19 protein-coding genes are annotated in these 23,950 nt (G+C 37.3%); 4 read left to right on the top strand and 15 right to left on the bottom strand.

Going from position 1 to position 23,950, the window contains the following annotated elements; translation table 11 throughout:
* Nucleotides 1-96 precede the first annotated feature (96 nt).
* The 6 genes from cysC to QNH17_RS11070 all read right to left on the bottom strand — a co-directional run bounded on the left by cysC (nucleotide 97) and on the right by QNH17_RS11070 (nucleotide 10,509).
* Entirely contained in the window at nucleotides 97-696 is a 600-nt protein-coding gene (gene cysC, locus QNH17_RS11095) for an adenylyl-sulfate kinase (RefSeq protein ID WP_283878729.1), read from the bottom strand.
* A 15-nt stretch (nucleotides 697-711) separates the two neighbouring features.
* Nucleotides 712-1,860 carry a sulfate adenylyltransferase gene (gene sat, locus QNH17_RS11090; RefSeq protein ID WP_283878728.1) on the bottom strand — a complete coding sequence of 383 codons (1,149 nt, stop codon included), beginning with the start codon at nucleotides 1,858-1,860 and terminating at the stop codon, nucleotides 712-714.
* Between the two features lie 36 nt (nucleotides 1,861-1,896).
* Complete coding sequence (locus QNH17_RS11085; protein WP_283878727.1) at nucleotides 1,897-2,610, bottom strand: phosphoadenylyl-sulfate reductase; 714 nt, start codon at nucleotides 2,608-2,610, stop codon at nucleotides 1,897-1,899.
* A gap of 363 nt (nucleotides 2,611-2,973) precedes the next feature.
* The gene (locus tag QNH17_RS11080) at nucleotides 2,974-5,010 is read right to left on the bottom strand and encodes a YhgE/Pip domain-containing protein (protein WP_283878726.1); all 2,037 of its coding nucleotides are present in this window, start codon (nucleotides 5,008-5,010) and stop codon (nucleotides 2,974-2,976) included.
* A gap of 127 nt (nucleotides 5,011-5,137) precedes the next feature.
* The gene (gene ltaS / locus QNH17_RS11075) at nucleotides 5,138-7,087 is read right to left on the bottom strand and encodes a lipoteichoic acid synthase (RefSeq protein WP_283878725.1); all 1,950 of its coding nucleotides are present in this window, start codon (nucleotides 7,085-7,087) and stop codon (nucleotides 5,138-5,140) included.
* 266 nt (nucleotides 7,088-7,353) lie between these two features.
* Nucleotides 7,354-10,509, bottom strand: a complete 3,156-nt coding sequence (locus QNH17_RS11070) for an efflux RND transporter permease subunit (protein ID WP_283878724.1) — start codon at nucleotides 10,507-10,509, stop codon at nucleotides 7,354-7,356.
* Between the two features lie 153 nt (nucleotides 10,510-10,662).
* On the opposite strand from QNH17_RS11070, the gene QNH17_RS11065 reads away from it, so the two are divergent.
* Nucleotides 10,663-11,523: a TetR/AcrR family transcriptional regulator gene (locus QNH17_RS11065; protein ID WP_283878723.1), complete on the top strand. Its 861-nt coding sequence runs from the start codon at nucleotides 10,663-10,665 to the stop codon at nucleotides 11,521-11,523.
* A 112-nt stretch (nucleotides 11,524-11,635) separates the two neighbouring features.
* Nucleotides 11,636-13,240 (top strand): MDR family MFS transporter, encoded by a 1,605-nt coding sequence (locus QNH17_RS11060; protein ID WP_283878722.1) that lies wholly within the window; start codon nucleotides 11,636-11,638, stop codon nucleotides 13,238-13,240.
* Nucleotides 13,241-13,282: 42 nt separating this feature from the next.
* Here the strand turns inward: QNH17_RS11060 and splB are convergent, their stop codons facing one another.
* Together splB and QNH17_RS11050 are read right to left on the bottom strand one after the other, a co-directional pair.
* Nucleotides 13,283-14,311, bottom strand: coding sequence for a spore photoproduct lyase (gene splB, locus QNH17_RS11055; RefSeq protein ID WP_283878721.1), 1,029 nt, complete (start codon nucleotides 14,309-14,311; stop codon nucleotides 13,283-13,285).
* A complete protein-coding gene (locus tag QNH17_RS11050; RefSeq protein WP_144552182.1) occupies nucleotides 14,304-14,552 on the bottom strand; it encodes a transcriptional regulator SplA domain-containing protein in 249 nt (82 codons plus the stop codon). Before QNH17_RS11050 ends, splB begins: the two co-directional genes overlap by 8 nt.
* 186 nt (nucleotides 14,553-14,738) lie before the next feature.
* Between QNH17_RS11050 and QNH17_RS11045 the strand changes: the two genes are divergently transcribed.
* Nucleotides 14,739-15,074 (top strand): hypothetical protein, encoded by a 336-nt coding sequence (locus QNH17_RS11045; RefSeq protein ID WP_144552185.1) that lies wholly within the window; start codon nucleotides 14,739-14,741, stop codon nucleotides 15,072-15,074.
* Nucleotides 15,075-15,132: 58 nt separating this feature from the next.
* On the opposite strand, the gene QNH17_RS11040 is transcribed toward QNH17_RS11045, so the two are convergent.
* The 4 genes from QNH17_RS11040 to QNH17_RS11025 all read right to left on the bottom strand — a co-directional run bounded on the left by QNH17_RS11040 (nucleotide 15,133) and on the right by QNH17_RS11025 (nucleotide 19,664).
* Nucleotides 15,133-15,987: a manganese catalase family protein gene (locus tag QNH17_RS11040; protein ID WP_283878720.1), complete on the bottom strand. Its 855-nt coding sequence runs from the start codon at nucleotides 15,985-15,987 to the stop codon at nucleotides 15,133-15,135.
* 98 nt (nucleotides 15,988-16,085) lie between these two features.
* Entirely contained in the window at nucleotides 16,086-17,399 is a 1,314-nt protein-coding gene (gene brnQ, locus QNH17_RS11035) for a branched-chain amino acid transport system II carrier protein (protein WP_283878719.1), read from the bottom strand.
* Between the two features lie 137 nt (nucleotides 17,400-17,536).
* Nucleotides 17,537-18,748 carry a GNAT family N-acetyltransferase gene (locus QNH17_RS11030; RefSeq protein ID WP_283878718.1) on the bottom strand — a complete coding sequence of 404 codons (1,212 nt, stop codon included), beginning with the start codon at nucleotides 18,746-18,748 and terminating at the stop codon, nucleotides 17,537-17,539.
* 145 nt (nucleotides 18,749-18,893) lie between these two features.
* Complete coding sequence (locus tag QNH17_RS11025; RefSeq protein WP_283878717.1) at nucleotides 18,894-19,664, bottom strand: L,D-transpeptidase family protein; 771 nt, start codon at nucleotides 19,662-19,664, stop codon at nucleotides 18,894-18,896.
* A 43-nt stretch (nucleotides 19,665-19,707) separates the two neighbouring features.
* Between QNH17_RS11025 and QNH17_RS29990 the strand changes: the two genes are divergently transcribed.
* A complete protein-coding gene (locus QNH17_RS29990) occupies nucleotides 19,708-20,040 on the top strand; it encodes a YczF family membrane protein (RefSeq protein WP_481858594.1) in 333 nt (110 codons plus the stop codon).
* 2 nt (nucleotides 20,041-20,042) lie between these two features.
* Here QNH17_RS29990 and QNH17_RS11020 read toward each other — a convergent pair whose 3' ends face one another.
* The 3 genes from QNH17_RS11020 to QNH17_RS11010 are packed head-to-tail and all read right to left on the bottom strand — an operon-like array spanning nucleotide 20,043 to nucleotide 23,878.
* A complete protein-coding gene (locus QNH17_RS11020) occupies nucleotides 20,043-21,143 on the bottom strand; it encodes a GerAB/ArcD/ProY family transporter (protein WP_283878716.1) in 1,101 nt (366 codons plus the stop codon).
* Between the two features lie 16 nt (nucleotides 21,144-21,159).
* The gene (locus QNH17_RS11015; protein ID WP_283878715.1) at nucleotides 21,160-22,344 is read right to left on the bottom strand and encodes a Ger(x)C family spore germination protein; all 1,185 of its coding nucleotides are present in this window, start codon (nucleotides 22,342-22,344) and stop codon (nucleotides 21,160-21,162) included.
* A 1-nt stretch (nucleotide 22,345) separates the two neighbouring features.
* Nucleotides 22,346-23,878: a spore germination protein gene (locus QNH17_RS11010; RefSeq protein ID WP_283878714.1), complete on the bottom strand. Its 1,533-nt coding sequence runs from the start codon at nucleotides 23,876-23,878 to the stop codon at nucleotides 22,346-22,348.
* Nucleotides 23,879-23,950 lie beyond the last annotated feature (72 nt).

The following is a 23,950-nucleotide window of genomic DNA, read 5'->3' as shown; positions in this document are numbered from 1 at the left end:
CACTGCTCCTTCCTTGCTTCACTTACTTACTATCCTCTACCATTCAAGACATTGTCATACTTCGCTCTTGTGTGAGAGAATGAACCACCGTCTCTTTTAGATAATGTTCTTCTCTTTTAGATAAGCAAAGACTTGTTCTACCGCTTCTTCAACTGTTACTTTATCTGAATGAAGAGTAATTTCTGGTTGTTCTGGTGCCTCGTATGGTGAATCAATTCCGGTGAAATCCTTAATCTCCCCGCGGCGTGCTTTCGCATATAGCTGCTTTGGATCTCTACGTTCACATTCCTCAATCGGGCATTGCACAAAGACTTCAATAAATTCACCGTCTTCGAACAAAGCACGGACTTGGTCACGATCGGAGCGGAATGGAGAAATAAAAGCAGTCGTCACTACTTTGCCACTGTCGACAAACAATTTGGCCACTTCGCCAATTCTTCTTATATTTTCAGTTCGATCATAATCGGAAAAACCAAGATCTTTATTTAAACCGTGGCGAATATTATCTCCATCGAGAACATATTCACTAATTCCCCGGCGGAATAATTCGTTAGATACCGCATTAGCGATCGTTGATTTACCAGACCCTGAGAGTCCAGTAAACCAAAGGGCACAACTTCCATGCCCATTTTTTTCACGACGATTTTCTTTTGAAATAGATGTTTCATGCCATGTAATATTTGTTGGTTTAGTCATTGATATAATTCCTCCTTACACGGTAGCTGTTTCTTTCATTCCTTCTATCAGTACTTCTACAACCTCTTTGCGGCTAAAGGTGGATGGTGGCAATACGCCAGCGCGAAGCATCTCTCTTACTTTTGTACCGGAAAGGATGACTCTATCTTCCTTGCTATGCGGGCAAGTTTTATCAGAAGCCATACCCTCACATTTATTGCAATAGAAGCTATGTTCAAAGAACAAAGGCTTAATACCAAGCTCTTCTTCTGTAAAATTACTAAAAATGTGCTGGGCATCGTAAGTTCCATAATAGTTACCTACACCAGCATGGTCACGACCAACAATAAAGTGAGTGCAGCCAAAATTCTTACGAGCAAGTGCATGGAAAATCGCTTCCCTTGGACCTGCATATCTCATTGCTGCAGGGTACACACCTAACTGTGCGCGCTCTTTTGGATAATAATTATCTAACAATACTCTGTAGCTTTTTAGACGAACTTCTGCTGGGACGTCGTCTGACTTTGTTTCACCAACTAGCGGGTTTACAAACAAGCCATCAACAGTCTCAAGAGCCGCCTTTTGAATGTATTCATGTGCGCGGTGAATTGGATTTCTAGTTTGGAAGCCTACCACTGTCTTCCATCCTTTTTCTTCGAAAATGGCCCGAGTTTCCTTTGGCTCAAACCATACATCATCGAAAACACCTTTTTCTGACTTTTTAACTAAAACGATTTCTCCTGCCACGTATACTGGTCCTCTTTCATAAAGGCGCTTCACACCTGGGTGGGCAGTTTCTCCCGTTTTATATACTTCAACTGCTTCCTTGTCTAGGTCAGGTTCATACCATTCTGAAACCTTAATCACTCCATAAACTTCGTTGTTATAAGTAAGTTTGAATTCTTCACCTACAACGAGTGATCCAGCTACCTCGTAAGAAACTGGAAGTGTAACTGGGATAGACCAAATGGTATTGTCTGCTAAGCGCATATTGTTAACAACAGATTCATAATCCGCTTTACCAAGAAAACCTTTTAACGGACTAAACAAACCAATTCCGATTAATTCAAGGTCACTTAAGGCAATCGCATCAATTTCTAGTTCTTTTACTACTGAAGTTAGATCGTAATTAGGGTCAAACGCTTGAATAAGTTTTCCTCCATGAGGTTTTGGTAAGTATGACATTTTTATCAACCTTTCATTATAAGTTTTGATTCAATCCTACGAGTGCAATCCACACTCTGTTTTGCTGCTGCCAGACCAACGTCCAGCACGGGAATCACCATTAGTCCCAACAGCTTGGGTACAAGGGAAACAGCCAATACTTGGATAGTTTTGATCATGTAATTGGTTATAAGGAAGGTCCTTTTCCTTGATGTAATCCCAAACCTCATCCCAGGTCCAATGAATAAGCGGGCAAATTTTAATATTTTGAAATTTTTCATCTTTATTTAAGAATTGAGTATCTTTTCTTGTTGGAGACTGCTCCCTGCGTAGACCTGAAATCCATGCCTCTCTTGGGGTTAGTGCCTCACGTAAAGGAATAACTTTTCTAATTTGGCAGCATTGATTAGGTTCCCTTTTCCATAAGGCAGATCCATATTCAGCTGCTTGTTCATCTAAACTCAATTTAGGAGTTTTTCGTTCGATTTGAAGCTCTGGAAAACGCGCTTCAATTTTGTCGATTACCTCGTAAGTTTCTGGAAAATGAAGGCCTGTATCTAGAAAAACGATCTGAGCATCTTTTTTAACTTGATAAATTAGATCAATTAATACAATGGCTTCTGCACCAAAACTGGAGGCATAGACAATTTTTTCTTCAGGATACTGGCTGTATGCCCATTCTAAAACAGCACGTGCACCCTTTGTCGGGTCTTCTATGGAAAAAGTATCCGAAATTTGATTCCAGTTTTCATAAGTCACTGCTTTTGACATCCCTGTGGACCTCCCTGTTGATTTACTAGAGTAATAGATCCATATTATAATGGACCTGAGCATGTGCTCAATATATCCCTGTATTTATTATTTAAAATTAATCCTACCATACACATAGGAATTGTCAAGTTGATTTATTATAATATTTTAAAAAGTATTACTGTACGCAATATGAAACGTTGGTTTACTCGAGAAATAAACAAAGCAGACATGTTTACATGTCTGCCCAGGCTATAGGAAACATTCGAAGGTATCCCTATTTTACAACCCTTCTTTATCAATTCACAGCGTTAATTTGTTATATTTCTTTGGTTTTTTGGGCATTGTGACAACCAGTCGGCATAGACAATCATTTGATACGCATTACGGAATAATCTTTGTTGTTCTTGCCTTTTCGGCTGTTTGTTGAATCCTTTTACTTAATGGTTTTTTTAATAACATGGATAAAAGTAAACTTAGCACAATAAAAACAACCAGTGCAAACAGATCTTTTAACACTACTTCATTGATCATGCCGCCCACTGTCTCACGAAGCATACTCACTGCATAGGTAAATGGCATAAAAGGATTAATTGCTTGAAAAAATGATGAGGTCAAACTTACTGGAAAGGTTGCACCAGAACTTGAGATTTGCAGTACCAAAAAAATGATTGCTAACCCTTTTCCGATATTGCCAAACACCGAACATAAGGAATAAGTAATTGTGACAAATACCATGCTGATAAACAAACTAAAAAGTACAAACCAGAGTTTGTCCACTGCATACGTATGAATAAGAAATAAATCACCAAGGGACACGATGAGAGCTTGGAAGATTCCGATGGTAAGAAAGGTAATGAGCCTTCCTAAAAAAAGCTGGTACCCTTTAAAGCTAGGATCTGGATTGTCAACATCCACTTTGAGTGAGGCAATTAAAAGTGTCGCACCAACCCAAAGAGCTAGCATCGTGTAAAATGGTGTCATTGCTGATCCATAGTTCGGAATAGGAAATAGCCGGTTTGTTTTTAATAAGATTGGATTCGAAAGAAAATTACTTTCTTTTTGAGGATCATGCTTTAGAAACTGGATTAAATCATACATATTTACACTGCTTTCAAATCTTCTAATTTTATCAGCAGCACTCCTTATTTTCTCCTCAAATCCTGGTAAATCGTTGCGAGCTAAGTCTGCCGCTTTGTGGACAGCCCTCACGAAGGCAGGAAACCTCGTTCTAAATAAATCTGCTGCATTTCGAATGTCGCTTTCTAAATTTGGTAAACCTGTCCGCACAAAGTCAGCTGCACGATGGATTTTTTGTTCATAATTCCCAAAATCATTTTTAAAAAAATCGGCTGCTGTGTTAACCTCTTTTGTCAGTTTATCTACATTCTGGTGTAGACCCGTCTGTGCTTCCATAACATTTCCATGTATTTTTATGAGCTCTTCGTATATCCTGCTTATCTCAGCTTGTTCCCCTTTGGACTCACTCTGTGATACTGAAGATCCCTTCATATATTCAAGTGACTGAAGTAAAACGTTTTCTACTTCCGTTAAATTGGATACAGCACCTGCAATAAGCTCCCTCGCATTCTGGAGACTAGAAATTTTCTCTTGGAGGGATATGACTTTCTCGCCTGTTTCTTTGATAAGTGGTAACCGCTCTTCAACCTTTAAAATACTTGCAGCTGCCTCCTCTATTTCTGGTATTCGCTGCTCTAACTCCATCACTTTTTGTCCCTTTGCCTGAATATCAGGTAACTTCTTTTCAAGTTCAATCGCTGCTTTCCCCATTTTTTCTATTTCAGGCAAGGCTTTTTCCAATGCAAAAATTTGTTTTTCAACATTATGGATAGATGGCAGCGCTTGCTCCAATTCAATTCCGGCTTTATAAAATCCATTAAAAATGGCTTCACTAACTGTCTTAATAAAAGCTTGGCTTATTTGGGCGGTTACACTTGATGCTCCTGAACTTACGATTTTGGGAGCAACAGCATTGATTTTTTCATTTACCCCGAACTCGATTTCTGGTTTTTGAGGGTTTACCTCTAATATACTCGACAGTTTCCTTGAAAAGTCCTTAGGAATGATGAGATAAGCATAATAACTACCTTTTTCAACACCACTTTCCGCTGCATCCCGACTAACAAAGACCCAGCCCAGTTGGTGATTTTTTTTAAGATTCTTGACGGTATCGTTACCGACATTTATTTTTTTTCCGTGTATTTCGGTTCCTACATCTTCGTTACTAACAGCCACACGAATTCCAGATGTATTACTATACGGGTCCCACATTGACTTGATGTTCACCCAAGCATAAGCCGACGGCAGGACCATAAGTGCACCAACCAACAACACTACAGTAGGCACACGAAAAATATTTTTCCAATCAGTTTTATATATGTGCCAAACCTTCCCGATCATAATCCCCCCTATACAGACTTCCTACTGACTATATCTTTTCACCTTTTGAAAATAATGATGCAAGCAGAATGTGTTTGTCCTAATTGAAGGACAAAAAAACTGCCTGAGGATTTCCTCAGGCAGTTTACTATTTAGATACGACATTTTCATCTTTATTATAGTTATATTGTGATCGGTCAACTGAAGTAAAGTTTGCAGGTTTGTAGAAACGTAATAAATCTCCATTTACTACTTTATCTGAAAGCTTTAATTTATATTCGACGATTTTTTGATCTTTTTTGGCTTCTTCAGTTTTTGCTTCATCCAATTTCATACCCGTTTTAGAATCATAGAAGTTCCCGTCAATAGAAGTGATGGTTGAACTTACATAATCACCATTTCTGAAAGGTACTAAATCATCATGATGTTCAGATAATAGGTCTGTTCCAAATTGGACATACTCTTTTGTATCTGTTCCAAGTAAGTGAAGAAGAGTTGGAAGAAGATCGATTTGACCACCGTATTCGTGGTTTACCCCGCCTTCCATTCCAGGGACACGAATAAATAATGGCACGCGCTGTAATCCAGTACTTTCAAATGGCGTTATTTCTTTTCCCATTACCTGTGCCATTGCTTTATTATGATTTTCAGAAATACCATAATGATCCCCGTACATTACAATGATCGAACGATCATATAAACCTGATTTTTTAAGGTAATCAAAGAATTGCTTTAATGCTTCGTCCGCATATCGTGCCGTTTGAAAATATCCATCGACCGATTTATCACCCGTTGTACCTGGTGCAATCGTTGCGTCTTCCTCATTGATTGGATACGGATAATGATTCGATACAGTAATAAATTTTGTATAGAATGGCTCTGGTAAAGATTCCAAAAGTGGAATCGATTGTGCATAAAATGGCTTATCCATCAGTCCATACTCAGCAAGATCTTTAGAATCGATTTGATAGTAGTTTGAATCAAAGAACTTGTTGTAGCCAAATGATTTATAAATTTCATTACGATTCCAGAAGCTTCCTGAATTCCCATGGAACACGGCTGATGTGTAGCCTTGCTGACCTAAAATGGCAGGAGCTGCTTCATAGGTATTTAACCCTTTTGTTGTATAAGCTGAACCTTGAGATAATCCATATAATGAATTTTCTAACATAAATTCAGCATCCGAAGTTTTACCTTGTCCAGTTTGATGGAAGAAGTTATCAAAATAAAGAGTATTTTGATCTTTCGTTAATGAATTTAAAAATGGCGTGACCTCTTCCCCATTCAACTTGTAATTAATAAGGAAGTTTTGCATTGATTCAAGATGTAAATAGATTACGTTCATTCCTTTTCCAGCCCCAAAGTAAGCTGGATTTGGCTCTGCATAATTAGATTTTGTATAGTTAACAACTTCAGTAATATCATCGCTGCTGGCCATAACCCTTTGGGCAGATGCTTTCGTACTTTGAACAGCATCATAAATGGTGTAATTGTACATCCCTAAATATTTCACGATATAGTTTCGGTCAAACCCTCTAGTTAGTAATTGAGGACGGTCCGTTTCAGCTAAAGCTAGATTCGCGCTTGAAATTGCAAGTGCCATTGAAAACAATGCTGCAACTTTCCCGCGATTCATGTCCTTAACTTCGATTTTCACAAACCGGAAAACAAGTAAACCAATTAACACAATGACATCAAGAAAGAATAATAAATCGTATGGCTTCAATAAGGAAGTGACACTGCCGCTTACATCGCCAAAGTTTTGAGTCTGAGTTAAGGTTGGTAAGGTAATAAAATCACTAAAGAATCGGTAAAATAAGACATTGGCATATAAAAGGAACGATAAAAGAAAATCTATTACAATTAGCCCAATATACTTTTTTCTACCTTTTAAAAAGAAAGCAACGCCCAAGAAAAGTAAAGCAGATCCGAGCGGATTAATAAACAATAGAAACTTCTGAAGAGAATTTTCTATTCCTAAGTCAAATTGCGTTAATTGAACGATATATGTTTTTATCCATAAGAAAAATACTGTCAAAAAGAAAAAGCCAACATATTTATTAAAAATACTTTGACCTCTTTGCAATAAGTTAATCATATAGCACCTACCTTGTAATCTATGATTATATACTTTCAGTTTTTATTTTTATATTAATGAGGAACTACTGCTCTCAATAGTCTAACATCTATCCTAACAGCTAAATATGAACAATCCATGAACATTTATTAAAAAAACAAAATGACCAGCACAAGAACATTACTATACTCTCTTTTTTTTAAATGTCAAGGCTCCAATAAATAATAATAGCAGCTGACTCTTCTGTTAACAAAACAAAAGAATCAGCTGCTATTCATTTTCGTTTCCTATAAAGTTTTCTCAACTTGCTTCTTTTCTTTTCGCTTCATTTTCATTAGTGTTTCATACACAATTGGTACAATTACTAAAGTAAGGAGCGTCGAACTTGTCAATCCGCCGATAACTGTCACACCTAATCCTTTCGAAATAAGCCCGCTTCCTTCCATTCCGATTGCTAAAGGTATTAGTGCACCAATGGTCGCAATGGCTGTCATCAGAATCGGACGCAGACGTGTCCCAGCCGCCTCAAGGATGGCTTCTCTCGTTGATAATCCATCATTTTCTTTATGAATTACACGGTCAATCAGGACAATCGCGTTCGTTACAACAATACCAATTAACATCAAGGCACCGATCATTGCAGATACACTCAAGGTTTCACCAGAAATCAACAAACCTAAAAGTCCTCCGATAATCGTAAATGGCAATGAGAATAGAATCGCTAGCGGTGCTAATCCTCCTCCGAAGGTAATAACAAGTACTAAATAGACAATCGCAATCGCTGCAAGCATGGCTAACCCTAGCTGTGTAAAGGATTCTGCAATATCTTCAGATACCCCGCCAACTGAAACATCAACAGTTGAAGGAAGTTTTATTTTGTCTACCTTCTTCTGAACAGCTGCAGAAACTTTTGAAACATCTTTTGTGGTAATTTCTGCACTTACGCTTGCATAAATACGGCCATCACGTCTGGTAATCGTATCAGATGTATGCCCCTTCTTAATATCGATAACATCCTTAATAGGGACTGTCATACCCATCGGGGATTGGATCGTTTTATCGGTTAAATCATTAATATTTTCATAATCATTTTTCTCGACTTCTAAATAGACATTCATTTCTTTGCCATCATTTTCAATAGTTGTCAATACTTGACGCTGGCTACCTGCAAGCTCCATCCCTACTTGCGCTGCAGTAAGTCCCAGTTGGCTTAGTTTTTTCTGATCTGCGACTAGTGTATACTCTTCATACGTATCAGCAATACTAGTCTTCACATTTTTAAGGGTCTCTTTACTTTTGAAAATTTTCTCAATCTTGTTTACAACAGGTTCAATTTCATCCATATTGTTACCATATACATTAAATGAAAGCGCATTGGATGATCCCATACCTGAAAAGTCTTGACTTGCCCATTCACCTTTATCATTTCGTTTGTTCAAATCATTGATAACTTTTTGAGTTTCTTGTGAAAAGTTTTTGGTGTCTTTATCATATTCAACAAAAAACATGGCGGAATTGCTTTGACCTGGATTCATTGGATTTTCTCCGCCGACTGAAAACTGTATCGTTTTTACACCAGCTCTGTCCTCAAGAAATCCCTCTGCTTCAGTTGCAACCCGCTCAACTTCATCCAAGGTTTCTCCTGGTGCTGGTTTGTAAGTGGCCACAACCATTTTTTGTTCATCAGATGGGAGGAAACTTACCCCAATTACGGGTACTAGGAACAAACTTCCCACTAATAAGAGAAGTGCTAGCCCGAAGGTAATGATTTTATGATTTAGGGACCAATTGAGAACTTTTTTATATCCCAAAGCTAATTTACCTGGTTTATTTTCAACATGGACTTGTTTAGTGGAAATCCCTTTTTTAAATAAAGAATGAGCCATCATTGGAACAATTGTTATCGCAACTAAAAGAGACGCCAATAATGCAAAAACAATGGTTAATGCAAACGGAAGGAACATCTCGCCTACTGGACCTTTCACTAATCCTAATGGAAGGAACACAGCAATCGTTACAACCGTGGAAGAAAAAATCGGCATAAACATTTCTCTGGTGGCAGCAACAATTAAATCTTTACCACTTAAAGCTTCATTTTTAAGAGACATCCTTCTAAAGATGTTTTCAATTACAACAATCGAATCATCAATAACGCGACCAATTGCCACAGTCATAGCGCCAAGGGTCATCATATTAAGTGTAATATCCATTTGTTTTAAAAGTAAAATCGCAATTAAAATGGATAATGGGATAGAAATAACCGATATGATTGTAGTCCGAAAATTTCTCAAGAAAAGCAAGATGATAATCATGGCAAATATTGCACCGAAAATGGCTTTATTCAGCATGGTTGCAACCGATTCTTCGATCGGTTTTCCCTGATCAAAAATCGTAGTAACTTTTAAACCATCAACTTGATCCTCAAAATCTGTCAATTTTTCCTTGACTGCGTTAACAACGTCAACAGTATTTGCGTCCTGTGCACTTGTAATCTGTACTCCAATGGACTCTTTGCCATTTGTCCTGGAAATAGACTCTGCTTTCCCTACTACCTTTATTGTGGCAATATCTTTCAGTTCAACACTAGGAATTGAAGTAGAAACCTGTCCCGATTGGCTGACTTGGCCAGCAGTTATACCTGTTTGTTGTCCCTGGTTTTTTTGACTGGCTGCTGCACCTTGCTGCGATGTGCCTGCTGTTGGAATAACGGGTATTTTAATCGCTTTTAAGTCTTTTATTGTAGAAACATTCCCATCCATGACAACTGACTTTTGTGTGTCTTTGAATGTGTATAATCCTAATGGCATGGTAACATCAGAAGCCTTGATTAAATTCTTCACGGTATCTTCTGTTAATCCATATTGCTTTAATTTCGACTGGTTAAATTTCAATTGAACTTCGTCAACTTGCTGTCCTGAAATTTGAACGGCTGATACCCCTTCAATTCCTTCAAGTTCTGGAACAATATCCTCTTCTGCAGACTTTGTTAATTCTGCCAAAGATTGTTTAGGATTTGTAATACTTAAAGACATAACAGGAAAGGCAGAAAAACTCATCCGAGAAACTTCTGGATCTTCTACCCCTTCAGGAAGTTCAAGATTGCTCAAGGCTTCCTTTACTTCATTTTGAGCCTTTTCCATGTCTTTATCAAAGTTATATTCTATTTGGATAGATGATGCATTTTGAAACGAAGAAGAACTCACAACTGAAACCCCATCTAAATTCTCGACACGTTTTTCAATCGGTTCCGTAACTTTCTCAGCAACCTGCTCGGGTGTCGCACCTGGATACACAGCCAAAACCGTAACAAGTGGTGTATTAATATTTGGAATGGTTTCTAGTTTCATGTTCATTCCTGAATACAATCCAGCAATTGTAATAATAATGGTTAATAGCCATACTGCAAACTTGTTCTTCAATGAAAACTGAATGATTTTCTTCATTTTTCTCTCCTTCTTATACCATGTTGACATTTCAGTCTGATTCGAATAGGATTGACTATGCGGTCATAACAAATCTAATAATACTGACCAACCAGTCATAAGTCAAGAATTATACGTTTCTACATAGGAACATCTAATAATGGAGGGTTTATTTTGACAGAAAAGGAGAAAGTAATTATTCAATCAGGGATGAAGCTTTTTGCTCAAAAAGGTTTTTCATCCACGTCGATCCAAGAGATTGCTACTGAAAGTAATATTTCTAAAGGAGCTTTCTATTTACATTTTAAGTCAAAAGATGATTTATTACTCTCGATACTGGAATATATATTTGAGACGATAGAATCAAGCAGGCTAGTTTTTGAAAACCAGGAATTATCCCCGCGAGAAAAATTCATCAAACAAATTAGTGCATTTTTCAGAACATTTATTGGTCATAAAGAATTTATGATTATGCTCTCCAAAGAACAGGCAATCCCAAGAAATGAGGAAATTAAAAAACTTCTATTCAAAAAGCGTTTTGAATCTCATTTATTACATCGCAAAGGATTAGTTTTAATTTATGGTAAAAGAATTGAGCCTTTTTCAATTGATTTAGCTATGATTCTTGAAGGGTTGTTTCAAACATATATGGGATTAATGATGCTTGAACCTGCAGAATTTGAGATTGAGAAACTATCCCATTATCTAATGAAAAGAATGGATAGTATCGTAAAAGACATTTCAAGTGAGGAACCCTTCTTAACCGAGGAAAAAATGGAGAATATTATTAAAAAATCAAAGCAATTTTTCGAACCCGCCAATGTAAATAATATAATCAAAAACATGAGAAATGTAATTGATCAGTTGGAAAATAGAGAAGTATTAGAAATCTCATTAGACGTCCTTGAAGAGGAAATTAACAAACAAAATCCTCGCCTTCCAGTCATCAAAGGAATGCTTTCCAATTTTAAAGGTATAGAAAAACTAGAACCACTCACCAAGGAAACGGCTGATTTTTATGGATTCGAACTTTAAGGGATATTTTTATTAATTATCCTTTTCTACGAAAATATTGACTGACCGGACAGTTATACTGTATATTTTATGACGGAACTCATTTAAAAACATCTTGATAGGAGAAAATGATATGGCGATAGAAGATAAACGAATTAATACCAAATTAGTTATCACCGGTTTAATTATCGGTATGTTTTTCAGTGCTTTAGAACAAACGATCGTCGGAACAGCCATGCCGACGATTATTTCAGAATTAAATGGCTTTACGATTTTTGCTTGGGTTACGACAGCTTATATGATTACATCGACAACGATTGTCCCAATTGTAGGAAAACTTTCTGACCTGTACGGTAGAAGGTTTCTTTATTTACTCGGAACAATTATCTTTATTATTGGTTCTGGATTATGTGCTAAAGCTACATCAATGGAACAGCTAGTGATCTATAGAGGCCTTCAAGGGATTGGCGGCGGGATGATCATGCCCCTATCTCAAACCATTATTGGGGACATCTTTACAGCTGAGCAACGAGCGAAGTGGCAAGGAATTTTTGGCGGACTCTTTGGATTAAGTTCTGTCATTGGGCCTTTCTTAGGTGGAATTATTGTTGATAGCATTAGCTGGCACTGGATTTTCTTGATTAACGTTCCTTTTGGGCTACTTTCAGCAATTCTAATCTTTATGGGATTAAAGCATGAAACTACCGCAGTTAAAGGAAAAGTGAATATTGATTATTGGGGAATAATCACATTAATTCCTGCCATTGTCTTATTATTACTTGGTTTAACTTTCGGCGGGGATAAATTTGACTGGGCTTCAACGACATCTTACCTTATTTTTGGAGGTTCAATCCTGCTGCTAATCATTTTCGGCTTTATCGAGCGAAAAGCAGTGGAACCAATCTTAGACCTATCATTTTTTAAAAATCGAACGTTTGCAACGATGAATGCGCTAGGATTTTTGCTTGGGCTTGGAATGTTTGGAGCAATAATGTTCGTACCAATGTACATGCAAGGAATTCTTGGTGTATCACCAACACAAGCAGGTTCAACCATGACTCCTATGATGATTGCCATGATTGCAGCAAGTATACTTGGAGGCCAATTATTACTTAGATTTAGCTTCCGATCTGTACTAACAGCAGGTATGCTCCTTGGTGCATTAGGGTTCTTTTTAATGAGTACAATGGGCATCGATTCAAATGAATTTACTGCCTATGCTTATATGGTTGTCCTTGGTCTAGGAATGGGTTTAGTTATGCCAACATTAATGATTGCGATCCAAAACGAATTTCCAAAGTCGCAGTTAGGAACCGTTACATCCGCATCCACCTTCTTTAGATCGATAGGTGGTACGATTGGAATTACGATTTTAAATTCAATCATGAACCATACACTAAAAGGTGAAATGAATAGTGTTGCTAATGATGCTGAAAATCCAATTGCACATAAAGCATTAGCGGCTCTTTCTGAAAAAACGGATTCATTATTTAGTTTGCTGCTCAATCCGAGCCTTTTAAAAATGCCTGAAGACATTCAAAATAGCGTAATTCATGGCATTCAAATCGCCTGGTGCAATTCATTTTCTACGGTTTTCTTAACAGGACTTATCTTTATAGCTGTCGGAGTCTTTGTAGCATTGGCCGTTGGAAAAGGTCGAATTAAAAGAGATAATGAACTAACAGATGGTAGTGAACAATCAATTCCATCGTTTAAACCGGACCCAACGGAATCTTAATAATCCATAATTAAAGAGGGATTCTTCGGAACCCCTCTTTTTCTATGTGAAATATTCTATTTTTGCCTGCGGGAAAAAGGTGTTAATATATCCGCCTAAAGTATCCTTTATATCTTCTTGTTCTTCATTTGTATAGACGAATTTTCCAATCCCGTAGCGGCCCCATTTCCACTTTCTTTTGGTCTCATCAAGTTCTAGTTTTGTCATCGGATAGTTTTTTTGAATGACACGCTTCGCCGGTTTTGTAAACCGATGCTGAATCATTTCAAAGGTTAAGTCCTTTTTAGCTGAATCCGGCAGTTCCGCTTCCAGCTTTTCTAACATTTCTTTATATCCTTCTTTCCAACCCTCGTGGAGATAAATCGGTGCAATAATAAAACCTAGTGGAAACCCGGCATTGGCAATCTTACCGGCTGCCTCGATCCGTTCTGGAAGTCTTGATGTCCCCGGTTCAAAATTCTTAATGATATATTCATCATTAACACTAAAGCGAAAGCGGGTTTTCCCATTATGCTTCGCATCAAGTAAATGGTCCACGTGGGCGAATTTAGTCACAAAACGAAGTTTGCCATATTCAGATTGTCCAAAGAACTCAATCGCTTTCTTTAGGGTATGGGTTAGATGATCAACACCAACAATATCAGATGTACATGAGGCTTCAAACCTAGTTGATTCGGGCGCACGTTCTTTCATATAATTATCAGCAGCCTCGAAAATGTCTTCCAGGTTCACATAAGTACGAATATAGGGTTTACTTCCCATTGTTGTCTGTAAGTAGCAATAATGACAATGCCCCATACAGCCCGTTACAAATGGAATTGCATATTCCGCAGAAGGTTTGGATGTATCAAACTTTAATGTTTTTCGAACCCCTACCACTAGAGTCGATTTGGCTGTACGATACTTTTGAAAATCGTTATCACCAGGTAAATTTCGAATTTGATTATGTGATGTGGTTTCCCTTATTTCAATTCCCATTTTTTCAAATTTTGCGATTAACTCTTTACCCAGCGGGTACTCAAGTGCACTTGGCTCTACATATACGAGCTGCGGAACAAAGGGTTTAACCATAATACCCCTCCATCTCTGTTAATCCAAATGCATCTTGATAAGCATATTCTGCTTCCTCTGCAGATGAATAAACCGCCACTTCCTCTGTTAGAGGATAATAAGTTTCGTAAACAAAAAGAGAAAGTTGATCTGGGTTCTCTGGGTTCTGTACCACCGCCGCTTGTTGAACATTAGCAACATCTTGGGCATGTGGATTCCTAATAATAATATAGACGACTTGTCCTGGTTGATATGAAGTCATTAATTCACCTAATCCTTTCAAAGCATCTTTTACTATTGATATTATTCTCCAGAGAAGATTTTTAAGTGGAATGAAATATTTCCATTTAAAACGTGAAATAGCCAGACTGGTTGGTGAAGAATAACTATAATCAAATAAGGGAAATTTAACTTTACGTTTGTAAATCTTAATTAGGGGATGCTGCTAATGGCAATTTTTGTATACCAGACATTTGAGATTAAACAAGATAAATTTAAAGAAGGTATTGAGAATTTAAAAGAAATTAAGACGTTCCGAAATGAAAATTATGATCATAATGTTGAGATCTTAACCCCTGTTTCAGGTGAAGATCATACATATGCCCTCCTTACCAAATATGAAGGCTTGGCTGAAATGGAATTACAAAACAAAAAAATGTTTGAGGATGAAGAATACTTAAAACTAATTGGGGACTTTTTTCTCCAAAATATTGTTCAAGGCAGTATGTATACCCAAATTTACCGTGCACTAACTGAGAAAAAAACCGATAAAAAACAATCCTAGAATTTAAACCAATTAAATAAACACGGCACTCGTGAGCCGTGTTTATTTATTGTGCAACCTATGAATTTAAATCACTCAAACCTGGACTATGTTCATTTGGCATCTCTGGTAAGACAGGAACTGGATACCCTTGTGGCGGTGGTACAACTTGAAGCGTTCCGCCATTTCTACTAGGAGTTTCACCTTGGAAAATTTGGCCGATCAGTGTATCATCAAGTCTAAAATTGAACTGAGCATTATGGAAGCCCATTTCAACATATTTTCTGCATTCAGGATATTTATTGATATCATAATTAGGAACCGGGAAGAGTTTCCCCCAATCTACGCCGAGAGTCTCTAATGCTTTGGCAAAAGCATTTTGATGAGCATTATCACGAACAATTAAGAAAGCCAAAGTTTCTCTAAAGGTTTTATTTGAACTCATTTCATAGATTCGGGATTTTTGCAGGACCCCAGTAGATTCCAGAACCAAATTGTCTAATAAATCACTGATTAAATTCCCGTGACTATAGACGTAATTTCCGGTCCATGGATTACCCCCTGCGTCCACTGGAAGTGAACTTTGTGCACCCATAATAAAATGATGAGGGTTAGCATGTTTAATGGCTTCTTCTAAAGGTGCACCTGTACTGCCGCCTGCACCAACTGCCTCTTCACCTGAACCATTTAATAGCTGATTAATCGTTGTTTGTACAAGTTCAACATGACTGATTTCCTCAAGAAATACTCCCCTAATTAAATCCCGGTATTGTTTTTGATTACCGCGGAAATTAGAGCTTTGGAAGAAAAACTGCATCATCGTCCGCATTTCTCCAAATCTGCCTCCAAGTGCTTCTTGAAGGACCTTTGCTGCAGCAGGATCGGGCTTGTCCGGAACGATTACGTTTATTAAATCTTCTCGATAAAAATACAATAGAAAACCTCCTAAAAGAGCTAAATAATACTTGTTTAGCCTCTTCTAGTTAATAGGTTCTTATTCTTAACAAGGAAATTTAATGGTTTATAGATTTTTCAAGCTTCCAATGGTTTTTCAGTAAATAATCCAAGTAGATACCCAATTATTAAACCAATGAGGGCTGGGATTATCCATCCAATGCCTTCTGTATAAAAAGGAAGAATTTCAAATGCCCCACTCCATTTATTAGCGAGGAATGTTTTATTTATCGTATCAATAATACTAAAAAGGGCAACAAAGCTGACAACCGTGATATAAATCTGACGGGATTTCTTAATTAAATCATCAAAAAGGCCTAATAAAATAATCACGATGGCAATAGGGTAGATCATGCCTAGTATCGGAACGGAGATTTTTAAGATTTGCGTTAATCCTAAATTAGCAATGGCAGTACTAAGAACTGCTAAGATCATAACCCATATTTTATAATTTATTTTTGGAATAGCATTTGCGAAGAACTGACTGCAGGAAGTGACTAAACCAATCGATACGCAAAAACAGGCAATGGTAAATACTAACCCTAAAATAAAGGTCCCACTTTGACCAAATAAATGTGTCATTACATTTGCCAAAATTTGTGCCCCATTTTCTGTTTTTCCTAAAGATGCGCTTGCAGCCCCTAAGTATCCTAAGATCAGGTAAATTACGGTTAACAGCAAACCCGCACCTAATCCGGCGTACATCATATATATAGATCTTTTTTTGTCATCGACCACACCTTGTGCTTTTAATGTGTTGGCTATTACAATACCAAATGCTAAAGCCGCTAACGCATCCATTGTTAAATATCCATCTAAAAACCCTTGAAAGACAGGATTTGAAATATAATTATCCTTTGGTGTTTCAAATGAACCGATTGGGTCAATTAAGCTCTTAACAAAAATAATAGCTATAAGAACTAGTAGGATTGGAGTCAATAACTTCCCAAAAAGGTCAATCAGTTTAGAAGGATACATACATAACCACGCGACTAATCCAAAGAAAACAATGCTATATACAAGCAATGACATTGGACTTTCGACCAGATTTTCTGATAAAAAAGGAGCTAACCCCATTTCAAATGCCAGACTACCCGCTCGAGGAATCGCCAATCCAGGTCCGATTGCTATATAGATGAGAAATGGAAAGATAAAAGCAAAAAAAGGATGAACTCGTTGGTTAAGTTCGTTAAAGCTTCCTGCCTTAGCTACGGCAACAACCCCTAAAATTGGTAATCCAACTGCTGAAATAATAAAACCTGCAAGAGCTGTCCACAGATGATCCCCCGCTGACTGCCCCAAAAATGGTGGAAAGATTAAGTTTCCAGCCCCGAAAAACATAGAAAATAACATAAAACTAATAAAGACAATCTGTTTAGCAGAAAAATTCATTAATAAACTCCTTTTTAAAAAAAATATTATTTCATTATAATAAACCAATTTTGCCCCATAATGGAATATTTATTTTAAACTTCTAATAATTTAAAAATTCCTCTTTCAATTTGGAAAGAGGAAAAAAGTTTAACACTTCAAAAATAATCGGAGAAATAGGGCGTCTCTCGTTCAATTAAGTTCTCTAATATTTCCACCGTTTGCTCATTACAGGAAAGTCTTCCGATTGCTGCTAAATAGGACGGTCGTTTGTATCCAAGCAGCATTGTTGTTAAAGTCTGAATCGTAACAGTTACATCTGGCTTTCCCTTGCTTGGCATCATTTCACCTTGACCGACTGCAGATACTTGAAGTGTATATAGCCCTTGATTCCACTCTAGAATTGGATCGTCAATTTTTATCGTCATGTGAATATCAGTGCCAGGCGCTCTGAATGGGAATTGTTCGATAAACTGTGTGACATCAACAATACGTGCCATGAAATAAGGAGCAATTGTTTCTTTAATATCCCCGTCCTCCAACCAGAAAGCCAATGGCTCATTGGTAAAAATATTCCCGACAACCTTCGTCACCATTGAGAAATGGGCACTGATAAAGTTCCAAAGTCCGTTTCGCGCTTCTTCATTCATATAGATCATTTCCTTGACATGCAATACGTCTTGAGAAATCCAGTACAGCAAATACCCTTGTGGCTGATGCGAACGATCATAATAAACTGCGGCCGTTAATTCATCCAGTTCCCATCTCCAGAATTCTTCCCAAGCTAAATTGTTTCGAATCATGGCTACATGCCGTGTCCTGGAAAAAAGCTGGTAAACTGTTTTAATATCTGAATGCTCAGTATTTAGCCGATCGACGTAACCTGAAACTTTCTTAACTTTTGGTAATTGATAGTCTTTAATTTCAAAGGTCATTTTATCGGATATAATCTCCCATCCCCTTTTACGATAAAAAGGCAATGAATAGGGATATAAATATGAAATCGATTGGTTTCGATCCTTCATATCAGACAGTGCCTGCCAGATCAACTTATTCATCAATCCTAAATTCGCATATTCTGGATAGGTGCCAACCCCAGTCAATCCGCCCATTTCAAAGGTTCGACCATATATGTTTACTTGAAATGGATAAACAGCAACTTGAGAGATTAGTTTTTCACCATCAAACCAGCCTAACACATCAGCCTGCTCTAAAACAGGCAGTTTTGCTAATGCAATTTCACGCTCCTCCCAGCCTACCGTCTGTAAGTCTTTTTTAGTTACTTGGAAAACATAACGTAATAATTCATTGAACTGCCGCCAATGTTTTGGTTCCACTTTTTCCATCTTGAGCCTATCCAGTCGACTCATACCATTACCTCCAACAAATTACGGTTATACTCTATGTTCATATAATTTGTGTAAATTTATGTAAACTTCCCGAAAAAAACTGTATGGATTCAAAAAAAAAGAGTGCTCAATAATTTGAGCAACTTCATGAACAGTTTCTTTATTGTTACTTAATTCCTAATGCTTTTTTTGTTGCTGGACCAACGACCCCATCAGCTGTTAATTTATGAGCTTTTTGAAATTTGCGCAACGCAGTATCGGTGTTTACTCCAAAGACACCATCAACACCTTTTGTACTATACCCTAGTGAAGTCAGCTTACGTTGAAGTTCTTGGACAGCTGGACCCCGACTGCCTTTTTTAAGGATTTCTCCACTGGTACTAACAGGAACGGAAGGTGCACCTGAGCCGCCTTTTACTTTATATCCATTGGCTAATGCAATTGCGTTGAAGGATTTCCCTGATGAGGTGATGATTACTGGGGTACCTGTTGGGACTTGGCTATACAACCATTCTACTTCACTATCATACATCCGAATACAACCGCTGCTTACATATCCGCCAATGGAGCTTGGGTTGCTGTTCCCATGAATCGCATAGGTCGTTCCCCATGTTCCCCGGGCATTTAAACCAAGCCAGCGGTTACCTAGCGGATTACGAGGGTCTCCACCCGGAATATGTCCCTTATAGTAAGGCCTATTCTTAATCTTAACCACAATCTTGAACTTGCCCTCTGGCGTATACGATTTTTTTCTCCCAGTTCCAACTTTAAACTGCTTCTTAAACACTCCGTTTTCAAAGTAGGCAAGTCGATTGGTAGTCTTGTTAATAATAATTAATTTTCCACTGGAGGCTGCAGAACCTGTCGGGACACCAACAAAAAAACTAGACAACATAAAAAAGGCAAATACCAAAAATACTAACCACTTTCTGGGCAATCGAACCCCTCCTATACGACTTAAATACTAATCCGTGTATCCTATGTCGGAAGGGCTTGTCCACATTACAATTTTGTTAAAGATATTACATATTGGGCTAATATTCCTATATATACAAATAATAAGAAAAAAAAGCTGGGTGATACTCTTGAAACAATTATTATTTATAATCTTACTTTTATTTTCCCTTGTTATAGGAGTCAATATAATAATTGATCTGCTCCAAGGTCTTAGTATATATGAGACTTTTAATTCCTTTAAAAAAATAAAACAAAAGATGACAGGTGAAGAAGTTATTCTGATTATTTTTTCCTTCCTGCCGCTTGTTTTTACAAAGGTCAAGAGATCCAGTATTAATAAGAAGAATAATGCGTAGTATCAGGCATAAGCTGGCTTGAGCTTTCTTTTTATCAAGGCAATTACCAATAATAATATTGGGATTACTATTTGCATAGGAATATGCAAATAGTACGGTACAATTTTTAATCCTTCGTTAATGTGCGCTATATAATTTGGTGCCATAATGACTGAGCTAACTAAAACAATGATTCCCATTGGATAAATTAAATTTTTTTGATGTTTGATCTTAAACAAATCTATTGTCCCGATAAAAGCACAGAAGAGAAAAACAGTTATTTTTACAAATCCTAATATGACCATACTAATAATCACCACTGTATCGAGCCTTTGAACAAATTCAGCAATGTTAATATAACTTACAGCCGTAAGGATAGGAAAGGCAGACCGGGATGCAATATCTGCTCCGGTAATGGCGATATTCAATAGGGTAAATAATAGAAGGCATAAACCACTCAATACGATAGCTAAAATACCCACTTTTTTAGCCTTTTCTTGTTTATTTAAGAATGGAAGAAGCATTGTGAACGTAATCATTTCCCCGAAAGGGAAAGTTAGAGTAGTTGGATAGGAACTAACTAAAGGACGCCAACCGTGTTCTAATATTGGACGGAGATGTTGTAATTTTATTATTCCACTAGCCATTTCAAATAATATAATAAAGAGAAGCATGAACACGATGATAAAAAGGCAAAGCTCCGATATGCGAAAAAATACTTCAATTCCTTTAAAAATTGCATACATTACACATACCATCATGATGATTCCAAGCGTCAGAAGTGTTTCTGATCGATATGCTGCAATAACTAATAATTCCTCGAAATCCCTCAAAACCCTAGAAGCGATGTACATAAAATATGTTACATACATTAGCCCAAAGAGCCAGCCCAAATAACGCCCTAGAATTTTTTGAAGGTAACTGGTCAATGGTAAAGCAGGATACATAGTATATAATTTTGTGAAAATAAGATATAGTACGCAACCTGAAGCAATTCCAAATAGGATTGTAATCCATGAATCTTGCCTTGCTTCACCAGCCATCCCTACAAGAATTGCGCTTCCTAATTCAAATAAAAAGATGACACTAAACAACTGAAACCCATTGACCTTTACCTGTTCCATTTCTTTCCCTCCTAGATCAATAAGGATAAGGCTTAATTCGCATTCCTGTCCCTTCAATAGTCAAATTCACCTGGACATTTACCTTCGCTTGTGAAAATAACTTATTCCACTGCTGCTTGGATTTTCTCCATTTTTTTTGATGAGTGTTTCGTAAAATTTCCCCAAAGCCGAAAACATCACTCTCCAACTTCTGTGCCACAATAATTCCATCTTTTATTTCTTTTTCCAGTTCTTGTTCACCTTTACGCTGGTATTCTTTTATTACTTCACGCTTACTTATATCCTTGTTACAGAGCAATTCAGTTAGATTACCGAAAGCGTTCACCTGAATTGTTATGACTGCTTGACTGTTCTGCAAATCGACTTTTGACTTACTTTTCAAGTGATTCACGAGTAAATTGTTATACCGCTTCTGGTCACAATGAATTCTCAAACTGCTAGTTCGTATTTTATTCTTAATAATTTGAAGCGACTTTGTCTTTTTTCCATCTATCCATCCAACTAATTTTCCTTTATTAAATACAGCAATTCCATTGAGGAATATGAATGTCTTATTCATACTTTCTATGTTTTTCTTGCTAGCACCAGTTTTTGAATTACCTCTTATGCTTATCCCACTTATTGTTGGTTCTGAACCTTCGTTAGTTAAATTCTCAATAATATCGTAAATTTTAATTTCACCATGTTCCCCTAATAAATCTGATGCATTCATTACCTTGCCTACAAGTGATCGAACAGGAATTTTATCAATAGAAGAAAGTATATCCATTGTCGTTTTTATGTCAGCATTACGGGTAATTAGAACAGGAACATTGACACGCACTCCTGCATCCCGCTCAAATACATCAAAAATAAAGTTCAAACTCTCCTTTTTTGCCAGTTGTTCACCAATGAGTACTAACTGAATATGCGAATAAATATTTTTCCGGGGAAAAATATTTGTGGAATTACCAGCTGCTTCAGAAATTGTTTTACCCCTGCTTTTATAGTTAATTACTGGCGTACCGCCGGAACCCGTTCCTCTTGCAGCATTTTCACTTGGATTAACTACTTGGTAGGTGACTTCGTAAACATCTTTTTCAGGGATATAATCAATCCCTATTCCGAGGACAATGGCTATTTCATTTAATTCCGTATAATTTGAACACCCCGAGAGTACGACAAATAAGAATATAATCAAGAACGATATTTTAGTTCTCACTCTATTCTCCCTCATTCCTATTCCCTATCCTTACTTTATTTTTTTCATTTGCAGGTGTTGGTCTGTTTATTAGGTTTGGTAAAGCAAAACGAAATAGGACATCCTTTTGCTCCTTTAGTTTGAATGGAGCTATAGGAGATAGATATGGAACCCCAAACGAACGCAACGAGCACATATGCATCCCAATAATAAGGGAAGCAGCTAACACACCATAAAGCCCGGCGTATGAGGCAACGATCAATAATAAAAAACGAAGTGAGCGTGCAGCGATTCCAAGATTGTAGTTTGGGAGTGCGAAACTAGCGATGGCTGTTACAGAAACGATAATAACCATAGCTGCAGATACAAAGCCTGCATCTACAGCTGCTTGTCCAAGGATAAGCGCTCCCACAATAGAAAGGGCTGACCCAACTGCTCTCGGCATCCTAATTCCTGCTTCTCTTAGTACTTCAAAGGTAATCTCCATAATAAAAGCTTCCACAATGGCAGGAAAAGGGATAGCCTCTCGTTGGGCAGCAATACTGACAAGTAATACAGTAGGAACAAGTGCCTGATGGTGTGTAATCATTGCTACATATACAGCCGGTGCATATAAGGCTAAAAAAAATGCCCCCAAACGTAAAATCCTTAAAACACTGCTTATATATTGATTCTGATAATAATCCTCCGGAGATTGGAAGAGTTGGGTAAAGGTTACCGGGACAATAAGCACGTAAGGAGTCCCAGTCATAAAAATGGCCACGCGTCCTTCAAGTAAATTTCCAACCACTGCATCCGGGCGTTCTGTATTTTGAACTGTTGGAAAAGGAGTTTGCATTTCATCTTGAATAAAACCTTCAATATAGGCAGATTCAATAATGCCGTCTATTTTTATTTTCTGAAGACGATTCTTAACTTCTTTTACAATAGACTCGTCAGCAATGTCCTTGATGTACATGATTTCAACTTGAGTTTGAGTCACTTCACCAATTATCATCGAATCCAGTCGTAAATTCGGACTTTGGATTCGAGATCGGACAAGGGAGGTGTTGGTTCTAAGGTTTTCTGTAAAGCTGTCTTTTGGTCCGCGAATGACCGTTTGTGTTGTTGGTTCCACGATACTACGTGATTCAATTTCTCTTGTACTAAGGATAAGTGCACTCGGATCATTATCTATTAAAATGACTGTGCCACCAGAAACAATCGCTGAAAGTATATCTTTAAATGTGTTTTTTTCCTTAATATTTGTAACTGCGATTACCTGTTGTAATTCATCTTTTATTGTTCTAGAAGCTGGGTCAAACTTGTTTGTTAATAGTGGTTCTATGACATGTTCATCAATTTTTGGTGTATTTGAAATCCCATCAATATGTATGACTGCAAAGGCAAAGGGATTTTCTTTATGCTTGATCATACGAACGTTCAAATCAGAGCAATCGCCTAAATCCTCTTTAATTTGTCCTACATTCTTTATCAAATTTTTGGTTAATAGGTCATCGGAGGAAGAAGTATTTCCTGAACTTTTATGCTGTTTTAGACTTACTTTTTTCCACATAGGATTTTTGGTCTTCCTCCTCTTTTTCAGTCTCGTTTTATAATTGCCCAAATAACGTTAATTCATGTAATA

This window comes from Neobacillus sp. SuZ13 (assembly GCF_030123365.1).
GTDB lineage: Bacteria > Bacillota > Bacilli > Bacillales > Cytobacillaceae > Neobacillus.
The sequence above is the reverse complement of the archived record's forward strand: the minus strand, read 5'-3'. Positions and strand labels throughout refer to the sequence as shown.

What these genes read in the sequence shown, in the direction of transcription:
- QNH17_RS11045 (WP_144552185.1), top strand. Translation starts at nt 14,739, where the DNA reads ATGGCAATTTTTGTATACCAGACATTTGAGATTAAACAAGATAAATTT.
- QNH17_RS11060 (WP_283878722.1), top strand. Translation starts at nt 11,636, where the DNA reads ATGGCGATAGAAGATAAACGAATTAATACCAAATTAGTTATCACCGGT.
- QNH17_RS11010 (WP_283878714.1), bottom strand. Translation starts at nt 23,878, where the DNA reads ATGTGGAAAAAAGTAAGTCTAAAACAGCATAAAAGTTCAGGAAATACT.
- QNH17_RS11050 (WP_144552182.1), bottom strand. Translation starts at nt 14,552, where the DNA reads ATGACTTCATATCAACCAGGACAAGTCGTCTATATTATTATTAGGAAT.
- cysC (WP_283878729.1), bottom strand. Translation starts at nt 696, where the DNA reads ATGACTAAACCAACAAATATTACATGGCATGAAACATCTATTTCAAAA.
- splB (WP_283878721.1), bottom strand. Translation starts at nt 14,311, where the DNA reads ATGGTTAAACCCTTTGTTCCGCAGCTCGTATATGTAGAGCCAAGTGCA.
- QNH17_RS11070 (WP_283878724.1), bottom strand. Translation starts at nt 10,509, where the DNA reads ATGAAGAAAATCATTCAGTTTTCATTGAAGAACAAGTTTGCAGTATGG.
- QNH17_RS29990 (WP_481858594.1), top strand. Translation starts at nt 19,708, where the DNA reads ATGTCGGAAGGGCTTGTCCACATTACAATTTTGTTAAAGATATTACAT.
- QNH17_RS11080 (WP_283878726.1), bottom strand. Translation starts at nt 5,010, where the DNA reads ATGATCGGGAAGGTTTGGCACATATATAAAACTGATTGGAAAAATATT.
- brnQ (WP_283878719.1), bottom strand. Translation starts at nt 17,399, where the DNA reads ATGAATTTTTCTGCTAAACAGATTGTCTTTATTAGTTTTATGTTATTT.
- QNH17_RS11085 (WP_283878727.1), bottom strand. Translation starts at nt 2,610, where the DNA reads ATGTCAAAAGCAGTGACTTATGAAAACTGGAATCAAATTTCGGATACT.
- QNH17_RS11020 (WP_283878716.1), bottom strand. Translation starts at nt 21,143, where the DNA reads ATGGAACAGGTAAAGGTCAATGGGTTTCAGTTGTTTAGTGTCATCTTT.
- sat (WP_283878728.1), bottom strand. Translation starts at nt 1,860, where the DNA reads ATGTCATACTTACCAAAACCTCATGGAGGAAAACTTATTCAAGCGTTT.
- ltaS (WP_283878725.1), bottom strand. Translation starts at nt 7,087, where the DNA reads ATGATTAACTTATTGCAAAGAGGTCAAAGTATTTTTAATAAATATGTT.
- QNH17_RS11030 (WP_283878718.1), bottom strand. Translation starts at nt 18,748, where the DNA reads ATGAGTCGACTGGATAGGCTCAAGATGGAAAAAGTGGAACCAAAACAT.